We start from the raw sequence: 12,812 nt of genomic DNA on the forward strand, positions 1-12,812 counted from the left end.
ATGTCGAAGATCCTTATCCGCGGTGCGAAGGTCCTGGGCGGCGAGCCGCAGGACGTCCTGATCGACGGCGAGACCATCGCCGAGGTCGGTTCCGGGCTGAGCGCCGAGGGCGCCACGGTGATCGAGGCCGACGGCAAGGTCCTGCTGCCCGGCCTGGTCGACCTCCACACCCACCTGCGCGAGCCCGGCCGCGAGGACTCCGAGACCGTCCTGACCGGCACCCGCGCCGCCGCGAGCGGCGGCTACACCGCCGTCTTCGCCATGGCGAACACCTTCCCGGTCGCCGACACCGCCGGCGTCGTCGAGCAGGTCTGGCGCCTCGGCAAGGAGTCCGGCTACTGCGACGTCCAGCCCATCGGCGCCGTCACCGTCGGCCTCGAAGGCAAGCAGCTCTCCGAGCTCGGCGCCATGCACGACTCCGCCGCCGGCGTCACCGTCTTCTCCGACGACGGCAAGTGCGTCGACGACGCCGTGATCATGCGCCGCGCGCTGGAGTACGTGAAGGCCTTCGGCGGCGTCATCGCCCAGCACGCCCAGGAGCCCCGCCTCACCGAGGGCGCCCAGATGAACGAGGGCGTCGTCTCCGCCGAGCTGGGCCTGGGCGGCTGGCCGGCCGTCGCCGAGGAGTCGGTCATCGCCCGCGACGTCCTCCTCGCCGAGCACGTCGGCTCCCGGGTGCACATCTGCCACCTGTCCACGGCCGGCTCCGTGGAGATCGTCCGCTGGGCCAAGTCGCGCGGCATCGACGTCACCGCCGAGGTCACCCCCCACCACCTGCTCCTGACCGACGAGCTCGTCCGCTCGTACGACCCGGTCTACAAGGTCAACCCGCCGCTGCGCACCGAGCGCGACGTGATGGCGCTGCGCGAGGCCCTGGCCGACGGGACGATCGACATCGTCGCCACCGACCACGCGCCGCACCCCCACGAGGACAAGGACTGCGAGTGGGCCGCGGCCGCCATGGGCATGGTGGGCCTGGAGACCGCCCTGTCGGTCGTCCAGCACACCATGGTGGAGACCGGGCTGCTGGACTGGGCCGGGGTCGCCGAGCGGATGTCCTTCAAGCCCGCGCGGATCGGCAGCCTCGCCGGTCACGGCCGCCCCATCGCCCCGGGTGAGCCCGCCAACCTCACGCTGGTGGATTCCGCTTACCGTGGTGTCGTGGACCCCGCGGGCTTCGCCTCCCGCAGCCGCAACACCCCCTACGAGGGCCGTGAGCTGCCGGGTCGCGTCACCCACACCTTCCTGCGGGGCCGGGCGACGGTCGTGGACGGGAAACTCGCGTGACACCTGTACGAATCATCACTCTGGCGGCGGAGCAGAAGTCGGCCGACGTCACTCACTGGGCCGCGCGCGCGGGCTGGGTCGTGGGGCTGCTGCTCTTCGTCGCCCTGCTCTACTGGCTGATGCGCGAGGGCTGGAAGTGGCGCGGCACCCTCCAGGGCGACCTGCCCGAGCTGCCCACCGCCCCCGGCGAGCCCGGTGAGCCCACGCTCACGATGGCCGGCCGCTACCACGGCTCCACCACCTCCGGGCAGTGGCTCGACCGGATCGTGGCCCACGGGCTGGGCACGCGCAGCAAGGCCGAGCTCACCCTGACGGAGCAGGGCGTCGACGTCGTACGGCCCGGCGCCCGGGACTTCTTCATCCCCGCCGCCGCCCTGCGCGGCGCCCGCCTGGAGTCGGGCATCGCGGGCAAGGTCCTCCCCGAGGGCCTGCTCGTGATCACCTGGCAGCACGGCGACAAGACCATCGACTCGGGTTTTCGCGCGGACCGGGCGGCGGAGCACACCGCCTGGGTCGAGGCGATCAGCACCATGAACAGCACTACGGAAGGCGCACGATGACGACCTCCAGCAGGGGAAGCAAGGTCCCCGCCGTACTCGTCCTGGAGGACGGTCGTACGTTCCGCGGCCGCGCCTACGGGGCGGTCGGGACGACCTTCGGCGAGGCCGTGTTCTCCACCGGCATGACCGGCTACCAGGAGACCCTGACCGACCCCTCGTACCACCGCCAGGTCGTCGTGATGACGGCCCCGCACGTCGGCAACACCGGCGTGAACGACGAGGACCCCGAGTCCCGCCGGATCTGGGTCGCCGGCTACGTCGTCCGCGACCCCGCCCGGATCCCCTCCAACTGGCGCTCCCGCCGCTCCCTGGACGAGGAGCTGGCCGCACAGGGCGTCGTCGGCATCAGCGGCATCGACACCCGCGCGCTCACCCGCCACCTGCGCGAGCGCGGCGCGATGCGCGTCGGCATCTTCTCCGGCGGCGCGCTGCCCGACGAGGGCACGATGCTCGCCGAGGTGCGCCGGGCCCCCGAGATGAAGGGCGCCGACCTCTCCGCCGAGGTCGCCACCAAGGAGACCTACGTCGTCCCCGCGATCGGCGAGAAGAAGTTCACCGTCGCCGCGATCGACCTGGGCATCAAGGGCATGACCCCGCACCGGATGGCCGAGCGGGGCATCGAGGTGCACGTCCTGCCCGCCACCGCCACCGCCGAGGACGTCTTCGCGGTCAACCCGGACGGCGTGTTCTTCTCCAACGGCCCGGGCGACCCGTCCACCGCCGACCACCCCGTCTCCGTGATGCGCGAGGTCCTCTCCCGGAAGACCCCGCTGTTCGGCATCTGCTTCGGCAACCAGATCCTCGGCCGCGCGCTCGGCTTCGGCACCTACAAGCTGAAGTACGGCCACCGGGGCATCAACCAGCCCGTCCAGGACCGCACGACCGGCAAGGTCGAGGTCACCGCCCACAACCACGGCTTCGCCGTCGACGCCCCGCTCGAGGGCGCGACCGACACGCCGTACGGCCGCGTCGAGGTCTCCCACGTCTGTCTCAACGACAACGTGGTCGAGGGTCTCCAGCTCCTCGACCAGCCGGCATTCAGCGTCCAGTACCACCCCGAAGCAGCAGCGGGCCCGCACGACGCCGCGTACCTGTTCGACCGCTTCGTGACCCTGATGGAGGGCCAGCGTGCCTAAGCGCACCGACATCCAGTCCGTTCTGGTCATCGGCTCCGGCCCGATCGTCATCGGCCAGGCCGCGGAGTTCGACTACTCCGGCACCCAGGCCTGCCGCGTCCTGAAGTCCGAGGGCCTGCGGGTCATCCTCGTCAACTCCAACCCGGCCACGATCATGACCGACCCGGAGATCGCCGACGCCACCTACGTCGAGCCGATCACCCCGGAGTTCGTCGAGAAGATCATCGCCAAGGAGCGCCCCGACGCCCTCCTGCCCACCCTCGGCGGCCAGACCGCGCTGAACACCGCCATCTCCATGCACGAGAACGGTGTGCTGGAGAAGTACGGCGTCGAGCTGATCGGCGCCAACGTCGAGGCCATCCACAAGGGCGAGGACCGCGACCTGTTCAAGGGCGTCGTCGAGGCCGTCAACGCCAAGATCGGTCACGGCGAGTCCGCCCGCTCGGTCATCTGCCACACCATGGACGAGGTCATCGCGGGCGTCGACACGCTCGGCGGCTACCCGGTCGTCGTCCGCCCCTCCTTCACCATGGGCGGCGCCGGCTCCGGCTTCGCCCACGACGAGGAGGAGCTGCGCCGCATCGCCGGCCAGGGCCTCACGCTCTCCCCGACCACCGAGGTGCTCCTGGAGGAGTCCATCCTCGGCTGGAAGGAGTACGAGCTGGAGCTGATGCGCGACAAGCACGACAACGTCGTGGTCGTCTGCTCCATCGAGAACTTCGACCCCATGGGCGTCCACACCGGTGACTCCATCACCGTCGCCCCGGCGATGACGCTCACCGACCGCGAGTACCAGATCCTGCGGGACATCGGCATCGCGATCATCCGCGAGGTCGGCGTCGACACCGGCGGCTGCAACATCCAGTTCGCGGTCAACCCCGAGGACGGCCGGGTCATCGTCATCGAGATGAACCCCCGCGTCTCGCGCTCCTCCGCGCTCGCCTCCAAGGCCACCGGCTTCCCGATCGCGAAGATCGCCGCCCGGCTCGCCGTGGGCTACACGCTGGACGAGATCCCCAACGACATCACCGAGAAGACCCCGGCGTCCTTCGAGCCCACGCTCGACTATGTCGTGGTCAAGGCTCCCCGCTTCGCGTTCGAGAAGTTCCCGGCCGCCGACGCCACCCTCACCACGACCATGAAGTCGGTCGGCGAGGCCATGGCCATCGGCCGCAACTTCACCGAGGCGCTCCAGAAGGCCCTGCGCTCGCTGGAGAAGAAGGGCTCGCAGTTCGACTTCGTCACCGCCCCCGGCGACAAGGCGGAGCTGCTGGAGAAGGCGGTCCGCCCGACCGACGGCCGGATCAACACCGTCATGGCCGCCATCCGCGCCGGCGCCACGCCGGAGGAGGTCTTCGACGCGACGAAGATCGACCCCTGGTTCGTCGACCAGCTCTTCCTGATCAAGGAGGTCGCCGACGAGCTGGCCGCCGCCGACAAGCTGGAGCCGGAGCTGCTCGCCGAGGCCAAGCGCCACGGCTTCTCCGACGCCCAGATCGGCGCGATCCGGGGCCTGCGCGAGGACGTCGTCCGTGAGGTCCGGCACGCGCTGGGCGTCCGCCCGGTCTACAAGACCGTCGACACCTGCGCCGCCGAGTTCGCCGCGAAGACCCCGTACTTCTACTCGTCCTACGACGAGGAGACCGAGGTCGCGCCGCGCGAGAAGCCCGCGGTGATCATCCTGGGCTCCGGCCCGAACCGCATCGGCCAGGGCATCGAGTTCGACTACTCCTGCGTCCACGCCTCCTTCGCGCTCAGCGACGCGGGCTACGAGACCGTGATGGTCAACTGCAACCCCGAGACCGTCTCCACCGACTACGACACCTCCGACCGGCTCTACTTCGAGCCGCTCACCCTGGAGGACGTCCTGGAGATCGTCCACGCCGAGCAGCAGGCCGGCCCCGTCGCGGGCGTCGTCGTCCAGCTCGGCGGCCAGACCCCGCTGGGCCTCGCCCAGGCGCTCAAGGACAACGGCGTGCCGATCGTCGGCACCTCCCCGGAGGCCATCGACCTCGCCGAGGAGCGCGGCGCCTTCGGCCGCGTCCTCACCGAGGCCGGGCTGCCCGCGCCCAAGTACGGCACCGCCTACTCCTTCGAGGAGGCCAAGGGCATCGCCGCCGGCATCGGCTACCCGGTCATGGTCCGCCCGTCCTACGTCCTCGGCGGCCGCGGCATGGAGATCGTCTACGACGAGCCCTCGCTGGCCGGCTACCTGGAGCGGCACGCGGGCCTGATCTCCGAGCACCCGGTGCTCATCGACCGCTTCCTCGACGACGCCATCGAGATCGACGTCGACGCGCTCTACGACGGCGAGGAGCTCTACCTCGGCGGCGTCATGGAGCACATCGAGGAGGCCGGCATCCACTCCGGCGACTCCGCCTGCGCGCTGCCCCCGATCACCCTCGGCGGCTACGACATCAAGCGGCTGCGGGCCTCCACCGAGGCCATCGCCAAGGGCGTCGGCGTCCGCGGCCTGATCAACATCCAGTTCGCCATGGCCGGGGACATCCTCTACGTCCTGGAGGCCAACCCGCGCGCCTCCCGCACCGTCCCCTTCACCTCGAAGGCGACCGCCGTACCGCTGGCCAAGGCCGCCGCCCGGATCTCCCTGGGCGCGACCGTCGCCGAGCTGCGCGCCGAGGGCATGCTGCCGAAGACCGGCGACGGCGGCACCCTGCCGATGGACGCGCCGATCTCCGTCAAGGAGGCCGTGATGCCGTGGTCGCGCTTCCGCGACATCCACGGCCGCGGCGTCGACACCGTCCTCGGCCCGGAGATGCGCTCCACCGGCGAGGTCATGGGCATCGACAACCTCTTCGGCACCGCCTACGCCAAGTCGCAGGCCGGCGCCTACGGCGCGCTGCCCACCAAGGGCCGCGCGTTCGTCTCCGTCGCCAACCGCGACAAGCGCTCGATGATCTTCCCGGCCCGCGAGCTGGTCGCCCACGGCTTCGAGCTGCTGGCCACCTCCGGCACCGCCGAGGTCCTCAAGCGCAACGGCATCAACGCCACCGTCGTGCGCAAGCAGAGCGAGGGCGAGGGCCCGAACGGCGAGAAGACGATCGTCCAGCTGATCCACGACGGGGAGGTCGACCTCATCGTCAACACCCCCTACGGCACGGGCGGCCGCCTCGACGGCTACGAGATCCGCACCGCCGCCGTCGCCCGCGCGGTGCCGTGCCTGACGACGGTCCAGGCGCTCGCCGCCGCCGTCCAGGGCATCGAGGCGCTCAGCCGCGGCGACGTGGGCGTGCGCTCCCTCCAGGAGCACGCCGAGCACCTGACCGCGGCCCGGTCCTGATCCCTCCCGCCCATCCGCCCCCGGCCCCGCGCCGGGGGCGGGTGGGCGGCCCCATGGAACCTCCCCTTCGGCTGTGGAAGGCCCGGCACCACATGTACTCCCTGTTCTTCCGACTGTTCTTCCAGCGGATGGATCCCGAGCGAGCCCACCACCTGGCGTTCTCGTGGATCCGCCGGGTGGCCGGCGTCCCGGTGCTGCGCACCTTCGTCGCCGCCGTCCTCGCCCCCCGCCACAAGGCGCTGCGCACCGAGGCCCTCGGCCTGCGGATGCACGGCCCCTTCGGCCTCGCCGCCGGCTTCGACAAGAACGCCGCCGCGATCGACGGCATGGCCATGCTCGGCTTCGACCACGTCGAGATCGGCACCGTCACCGCCCAGCCGCAGCCGGGCAACCCCAAGAAGCGGCTCTTCCGCCTCGTCGCCGACCGCGCCCTGATCAACCGCATGGGCTTCAACAACGACGGCTCGGCGGCCGTGGCGGAGCGCCTGGCGGCCCGCAAGGAGGTCTTCAAGACCACCGTCGGCGTCAACATCGGCAAGACCAAGATCGTGCCGGAGGAGGAGGCCGTCGCCGACTACGTCACCTCCACCGAGCGCCTGGCCGCCCACGCCGACTACCTCGTCGTCAACGTCTCGTCGCCCAACACGCCCGGCCTGCGCAACCTCCAGGCCACCGAGTCGCTGCGCCCGCTGCTCACGGCCGTCCGCGAGGCCGCCGACCGCACGGTCACCTCGCGTCACGTGCCGCTGCTGGTGAAGATCGCCCCCGATCTCGCCGACGAGGACATCGACGCCGTCGCCGACCTCGCCGTCGAGCTGGGCCTGGACGGCATCATCGCCAACAACACCACCATCGCCCGCGACGGCCTGGGCCTCCGCACCCCGAAGCGCACCGTCGAGGCCATCGGCGCCGGCGGCCTCTCCGGCGCCCCCGTGAAGGCCCGCTCGCTGGCGGTCCTGAGCCGCCTGTACGCCCGTGTGGGCGACCGGATCACCCTGGTGGGGGTCGGGGGCATCGAGACCGCCGACGACGTCTGGGAGCGCATCCTGGCGGGCGCCACGCTGGTCCAGGGCTACAGCGCCTTCATCTACGAGGGCCCCTTCTGGTGCCGGAAGATCCACAAGGGCCTGGCCGAGCGCCTCGAAGCCAGCCCGTACGACACGCTCGCCGAGGCCGTCGGCGCAGCCACCCGCTGACCGCGACCGGTTGTGGGCACCCGTTCCGCAGGGCGGAACGGGTGGGCACAACCGGCCACCGGCCCGCACCCGACCCGGAAAGGGAAACCCATGACCACCGAGCCGTTCGGCGCAAGGCTGCGCCGTGCCATGGACGAGCGCGGCCCGCTCTGTGTGGGCATCGACCCGCACGCGTCGTTGCTCACCGACTGGGGCCTGACCGACGACATCGCCGGCCTGGAGCGCTTCACCCACACCGTCGTGGAGGCGCTGGCCGACCGCGTCGCCGTCCTCAAGCCGCAGTCCGCCTTCTTCGAGCGCTTCGGCTCGCGCGGCATCGCCGTCCTGGAGCGGGCGGTCGCCGACGCCCGTGAGGCCGGCGCGCTGGTGCTGATGGACGCCAAGCGCGGCGACATCGGCTCCACCATGGCCGCCTACGCCGCCACCTACCTCGACCCGGCCTCGCCGCTGTTCTCCGACGCGGTGACCGTCAGCCCCTACCTCGGCTACGAGTCGCTGCGCCCCGCGCTGGACCTGGCCCGGGAGAGCGGCACGGGCGTGTTCGTCCTCGCCCTGACCTCCAACCCGGAGGGCGCGGAGGTGCAGCACGCGGCGCGTGTCGACGGCCGGAGCGTGGCGGCGACCGTCCTGGACCACCTGCGGGCGGAGAACGCCGGCGCGGCCCCCATGGGCTCGTACGGCGCGGTCGTCGGTGCCACGCTGGGCCGGTCGATCGACGCCACGGGTGCGAATCTGGCCATCAACGGTCCGCTCCTGGCCCCCGGCATCGGCGCGCAGGGCGCCACCGCCGCCGACCTGCCGAAGGTCTTCGGCGCGGCCGTGCGGGACGTCGTCCCGAACGTCAGCCGCGGGGTGCTCCGGCACGGCCCCGACGTGGCCGCGCTGCGGGAGAGCGCGGACCGTTTCGCGAGTGAGATCCGCGACGCGGTGGCGGGCTGAGCGACGCCGGTCCCGGCGGGGCGATACGTCCCAGGTCGGCCACAACGGCGAGTTAACGCCAACCGCCAAAGAAATTTGTCGGTCATTATGTCCGGAAAAGTCCTGGTCGAGCGAGTCTGACCAGGACTTTTCGCTTGTTCTCGCTGACTGGAGCGGGATCGGCCGCTAGTCTCCGACGAGAGCGAACGCGCAAGCGCGTTGCTCGTTGCCCCCCAGGTGTGGGCCGACTAGGTTCCTCACCGGTCCGTATCCAGTTCGACTTCCGAGGTGACGTAGGCGTGGCTCTTCCGCCCCTTACCCCTGAACAGCGCGCAGCCGCGCTCGAAAAGGCCGCCGCGGCTCGCCGGGAGCGCGCCGAGGTCAAGAATCGGCTCAAGCACTCCGGCGCCTCTCTGCACGACGTGATCGAGCAGGGCCAGAAGAACGAAGTCATCGGCAAGATGAAGGTCAGTGCCCTCCTGGAGAGTCTCCCCGGGGTGGGCAAGGTCCGTGCCAAGCAGATCATGGAGCGGCTCGGGATCTCCGAGAGCCGTCGTGTGCGCGGCCTCGGCTCCAACCAGATCGCCGCTCTGGAGCGCGAGTTCGGCAGCAAGGCCGCCTGAACCGGCGGCCCCGTCGCGGCGGCCCGGTGGCCGTGACCGCCCCCTCCGGGCGGTCCGGCGTTACCGGGCACTCCCGAGAACCGGGATAATCGCTGCATGAGTACCTCAGTCTCCCGGGGCGCGTCCCCCGTTGCCCCGGCCAGACAACCGCGGCTGACCGTGCTCTCCGGCCCCTCCGGGGTCGGCAAGAGCACGGTCGTCGCCCATATGCGCAAGGCCCACCCCGAGGTGTGGCTCTCGGTGTCCTGCACCACCCGCAAGCCGCGCCCCGGCGAGCAGGAGGGTGTCCAGTACTTCTTCGTCGACGACGAGCAGTTCGACAAGCTCATCGCCAACGGCGAGCTGCTGGAGTGGGCCGAGTTCGCGGGCAACCGCTACGGCACGCCCCGCAAGGCCGTGCTGGACCGCCTGGAGGCGGGCGAGCCCGTGCTGCTGGAGATCGACCTCCAGGGCGCCCGGCAGGTCCGCGAGACCATGCCGGAGGCCCGGCTGGTCTTCCTCGCGCCGCCGAGCTGGGACGAGCTGGTCCGCCGGCTCACCGGCCGGGGGACCGAGTCGCCCGAGGTGATCGAGCGACGGCTGGCGGCCGCGAAGGTGGAGCTGGCGGCGGAGTCGGAGTTCGACACCACGCTGGTCAACACCTCCGTCGAGGACGTCGCACGCGAGCTGCTAGCCTTGCTGCGCTGAACATCTTTCTTCACCCCCCTTCGGAAGGCAGAGAGTGTCCTCTTCCATCACCGCGCCCGAGGGCATCATCAACCCGCCGATTGATGAGCTGCTCGAGGCGACCGACTCGAAGTACAGCCTGGTGATCTACGCCGCCAAGCGCGCGCGCCAGATCAACGCGTACTACTCGCAGCTCGGCGAGGGCCTGCTGGAGTACGTCGGCCCGCTGGTGGACACCCACGTCCACGAGAAGCCGCTCTCCATCGCGCTCCGCGAGATCAACGCGGGCCTGCTGACCTCCGAGGCCGTCGAGGCCCCGGCGGCGTAAGCACCGTCGTATTCGTTCGTCATCGAGGGCCCGGCAGCGCGTCTGCCGGGCCCTTGGTGTGTCATTGGACAGTGCGCACACGTGTACGTGCGTACGGGGATCGTGGGGAGAAGCGAGAGCGATGGACAAGCCCAACGTCGTCCTGGGGGTCAGCGGCGGGATCGCCGCCTACAAGGCGTGCGAGCTGCTGCGCCGCCTCACCGAGTCCGGCCATGACGTCCGGGTGGTGCCCACCGCGTCCGCCCTGAACTTCGTGGGCGAGGCGACCTGGTCCGCGCTGTCCGGCCACCCCGCCGGCACCGAGGTGTGGGAGGACGTCCACGAGGTGCCCCACGTGCGGATCGGCCAGCGGGCCGACCTCGTCGTCGTCGCCCCCGCGACCGCCGACATGCTGGCCAAGGCCGCCCACGGCCTCGCCGACGACCTGCTGACCAATACGCTCCTCACCGCCCGCTGCCCGGTCGTCTTCGCCCCGGCGATGCACACCGAGATGTGGGAGAACCCGGCCACCCAGGAGAACGTGGCGACGCTGCGCCGCCGCGGCGCGATCGTCATCGAGCCCGCCGTGGGCCGGCTGACCGGTGTCGACACCGGCAAGGGCCGGCTGCCCGACCCCGGCGAGATCTTCGAGGTCTGCCGCCGGGTCCTGGCACGCGGCGCGGAGGGCGTGGCCGCCGACCTCGCGGGCCGCCACGTCGTGGTGAGCGCGGGCGGCACCCGGGAGCCCCTGGACCCCGTGCGCTACCTGGGGAACCGTTCCTCCGGCAAGCAGGGCTACGCCCTCGCCCGGACCGCCGTCGCCCGGGGCGCCCGGGTCACCCTGGTCGCCGCCAACAGCGAGCTGCCCGACCCCGCCGGCGCCGACGTGGTGCGCGTGGGGACGGCGGTGCAGTTGCGGGAGGCCGTGCTCAAGGCCGCGGCGGATGCCGACGTCGTGGTGATGGCCGCGGCGGTCGCGGACTTCCGGCCCGCCAGCTACGCCGAGGGAAAGATCAAGAAGCGGGACGGGCAGGAGCCGGAGCCGGTCGCGCTGGTGCGCAACCCGGACGTCCTCGCCGAGCTCTCGGCGGACCGCCCCCGCCCCGGCCAGGTCGTCGTCGGCTTCGCCGCCGAGACCGACCACGTGCTGGAGAACGGCCGCGCCAAGCTCGCCCGCAAGGGCTGTGACCTGCTGGTCGTCAATGAGGTGGGGGAGCGGAAGACATTCGGCTCCGAGCGGAACGAGGCCGTCGTGCTCGCCCCCGACGGCACCGAGACCCCGGTCCCGTACGGCCCCAAGGAAGCCCTCGCGGACACGGTCTGGGACCTCGTCGTCCCCCGTCTCGGCTGACGCCCGACGGGCACGGTCCATACAGCTTCTGTGACGGGAGTCACAGACCGTGCCCAATCTCATCCGGGGCGGGATGTCCTGTCGGTGACGATGCCAGATAAACTGGCTACGGATCCGAGTCGAGCGCAGCTCTCGGCCGGATCTGTCAATGCTCAGACAGCAGCCGCTGCAACCCCAGGGAGCGATGTGTCCCGCCGCCTGTTCACCTCGGAGTCCGTGACCGAGGGTCACCCCGACAAGATCGCTGATCAGATCAGCGACTCCATTCTCGACGCCCTCCTCAAGGAGGACCCGACGTCCCGCGTCGCCGTCGAGACGCTCATCACCACCGGCCTGGTGCACGTCGCCGGCGAGGTGACCACGAAGGCCTACGCGCCGATCGCCACGCTCGTGCGCAACAAGATCCTCGAGATCGGCTACGACTCGTCCAAGAAGGGCTTCGACGGCGCCTCCTGCGGCGTCTCGGTCTCCATCGGCGCGCAGTCCCCCGACATCGCCCAGGGCGTCGACACCGCCTACGAGACCCGCGTCGAGGGCGACGAGGACGAGCTCGACAAGCAGGGCGCCGGCGACCAGGGCCTGATGTTCGGCTTCGCCTGCGACGAGACGCCGAACCTGATGCCGCTCCCGATCGAGCTCGCGCACCGGCTCTCGCGCCGCCTGTCCGAGGTCCGCAAGAACGGCACCATCCCGTACCTGCGCCCGGACGGCAAGACCCAGGTCACCATCGAGTACGACGGCAACAAGGCTGTGCGCCTGGACACCGTTGTCGTCTCCTCGCAGCACGCCTCCGACATCGACCTGGACTCGTTGCTCGCGCCCGACATCCGCGAGTTCGTCGTCGAGCACGTGCTCAAGCAGCTCGTCGAGGACGGCATCAAGCTCGACACTGACGGCTACCGCCTCCTGGTTAACCCCACCGGCCGCTTCGAGATCGGCGGCCCCATGGGCGACGCCGGCCTCACCGGCCGCAAGATCATCATCGACACCTACGGCGGCATGGCCCGCCACGGTGGCGGCGCCTTCTCCGGCAAGGACCCGTCCAAGGTCGACCGCTCCGCCGCGTACGCGATGCGCTGGGTCGCCAAGAACGTCGTCGCCGCCGGTCTGGCCGCGCGCTGCGAGGTCCAGGTCGCCTACGCGATCGGCAAGGCCGAGCCCGTCGGTCTCTTCGTCGAGACCTTCGGCACCAACACGGTCGACACCGACAAGATCGAGAACGCCATCGCCGAGGTCTTCGACCTCCGCCCGGCCGCGATCATCCGCGATCTCGACCTGCTCCGCCCGATCTACGCCCAGACCGCCGCGTACGGCCACTTCGGCCGCGAGCTCCCCGACTTCACCTGGGAGCGCACCGACCGCGTGGACGCGCTGCGCAAGGCGGCGGGGCTGTAGGTCCCGCGCAGGTCGCATGTACCGAGCCGATGGCCGGTGCCCTCCTCGGAGGGCACCGGCCATCGGTGCGTG

At 71.1% G+C, this 12,812-nt stretch carries 11 protein-coding genes; all 11 read left to right on the plus strand.

Going from position 1 to position 12,812, the window contains the following annotated elements; all coding sequences use genetic code 11:
* Positions 1-1,287, plus strand: coding sequence for a dihydroorotase (locus IE096_RS21030; RefSeq protein ID WP_189453990.1), 1,287 nt, complete (start codon positions 1-3; stop codon positions 1,285-1,287).
* Positions 1,284-1,847 (plus strand): PH-like domain-containing protein, encoded by a 564-nt coding sequence (locus IE096_RS21035; RefSeq protein ID WP_189453992.1) that lies wholly within the window; start codon positions 1,284-1,286, stop codon positions 1,845-1,847. The genes IE096_RS21030 and IE096_RS21035 overlap by 4 nt, the downstream gene beginning before the upstream one ends.
* Positions 1,844-2,983: a glutamine-hydrolyzing carbamoyl-phosphate synthase small subunit gene (carA, locus tag IE096_RS21040; protein ID WP_189453994.1), complete on the plus strand. Its 1,140-nt coding sequence runs from the start codon at positions 1,844-1,846 to the stop codon at positions 2,981-2,983. Before IE096_RS21035 ends, carA begins: the two co-directional genes overlap by 4 nt.
* Positions 2,976-6,284, plus strand: a complete 3,309-nt coding sequence (gene carB, locus IE096_RS21045) for a carbamoyl-phosphate synthase large subunit (protein ID WP_189453996.1) — start codon at positions 2,976-2,978, stop codon at positions 6,282-6,284. The genes carA and carB overlap by 8 nt, the downstream gene beginning before the upstream one ends.
* Before the next feature lie 92 nt (positions 6,285-6,376).
* Positions 6,377-7,480 carry a quinone-dependent dihydroorotate dehydrogenase gene (locus IE096_RS21050; protein WP_189454263.1) on the plus strand — a complete coding sequence of 368 codons (1,104 nt, stop codon included), beginning with the start codon at positions 6,377-6,379 and terminating at the stop codon, positions 7,478-7,480.
* A gap of 90 nt (positions 7,481-7,570) precedes the next feature.
* Positions 7,571-8,419, plus strand: a complete 849-nt coding sequence (pyrF, locus tag IE096_RS21055; protein WP_189453998.1) for an orotidine-5'-phosphate decarboxylase — start codon at positions 7,571-7,573, stop codon at positions 8,417-8,419.
* Positions 8,420-8,697: 278 nt separating this feature from the next.
* Positions 8,698-9,021: an integration host factor gene (locus IE096_RS21060; protein ID WP_126913308.1), complete on the plus strand. Its 324-nt coding sequence runs from the start codon at positions 8,698-8,700 to the stop codon at positions 9,019-9,021.
* Positions 9,022-9,117: 96 nt separating this feature from the next.
* Complete coding sequence (gene gmk, locus IE096_RS21065; RefSeq protein ID WP_189453999.1) at positions 9,118-9,708, plus strand: guanylate kinase; 591 nt, start codon at positions 9,118-9,120, stop codon at positions 9,706-9,708.
* A gap of 34 nt (positions 9,709-9,742) precedes the next feature.
* Positions 9,743-10,015 (plus strand): DNA-directed RNA polymerase subunit omega, encoded by a 273-nt coding sequence (gene rpoZ, locus IE096_RS21070; RefSeq protein WP_126913306.1) that lies wholly within the window; start codon positions 9,743-9,745, stop codon positions 10,013-10,015.
* Between the two features lie 121 nt (positions 10,016-10,136).
* Positions 10,137-11,345 carry a bifunctional phosphopantothenoylcysteine decarboxylase/phosphopantothenate--cysteine ligase CoaBC gene (coaBC, locus tag IE096_RS21075; RefSeq protein ID WP_189454001.1) on the plus strand — a complete coding sequence of 403 codons (1,209 nt, stop codon included), beginning with the start codon at positions 10,137-10,139 and terminating at the stop codon, positions 11,343-11,345.
* Positions 11,346-11,531: 186 nt separating this feature from the next.
* On the plus strand, positions 11,532-12,740 hold the full coding sequence (gene metK, locus IE096_RS21080; RefSeq protein WP_189454003.1) for a methionine adenosyltransferase: 1,209 nt from the start codon (positions 11,532-11,534) through the stop codon (positions 12,738-12,740).
* Positions 12,741-12,812 lie beyond the last annotated feature (72 nt).

The sequence above is a fragment of the Streptomyces abikoensis genome, from assembly GCF_014648775.1.
GTDB lineage: Bacteria > Actinomycetota > Actinomycetes > Streptomycetales > Streptomycetaceae > Streptomyces > Streptomyces abikoensis.

Excerpts from the sequence above, each read along its gene's own strand:
- pyrF (WP_189453998.1), top strand. The coding sequence starts at position 7,571 with ATGACCACCGAGCCGTTCGGCGCAAGGCTGCGCCGTGCCATGGACGAG.
- IE096_RS21050 (WP_189454263.1), top strand. The coding sequence starts at position 6,377 with ATGTACTCCCTGTTCTTCCGACTGTTCTTCCAGCGGATGGATCCCGAG.
- coaBC (WP_189454001.1), top strand. The coding sequence starts at position 10,137 with ATGGACAAGCCCAACGTCGTCCTGGGGGTCAGCGGCGGGATCGCCGCC.
- IE096_RS21030 (WP_189453990.1), top strand. The coding sequence starts at position 1 with ATGTCGAAGATCCTTATCCGCGGTGCGAAGGTCCTGGGCGGCGAGCCG.
- gmk (WP_189453999.1), top strand. The coding sequence starts at position 9,118 with ATGAGTACCTCAGTCTCCCGGGGCGCGTCCCCCGTTGCCCCGGCCAGA.
- carA (WP_189453994.1), top strand. The coding sequence starts at position 1,844 with ATGACGACCTCCAGCAGGGGAAGCAAGGTCCCCGCCGTACTCGTCCTG.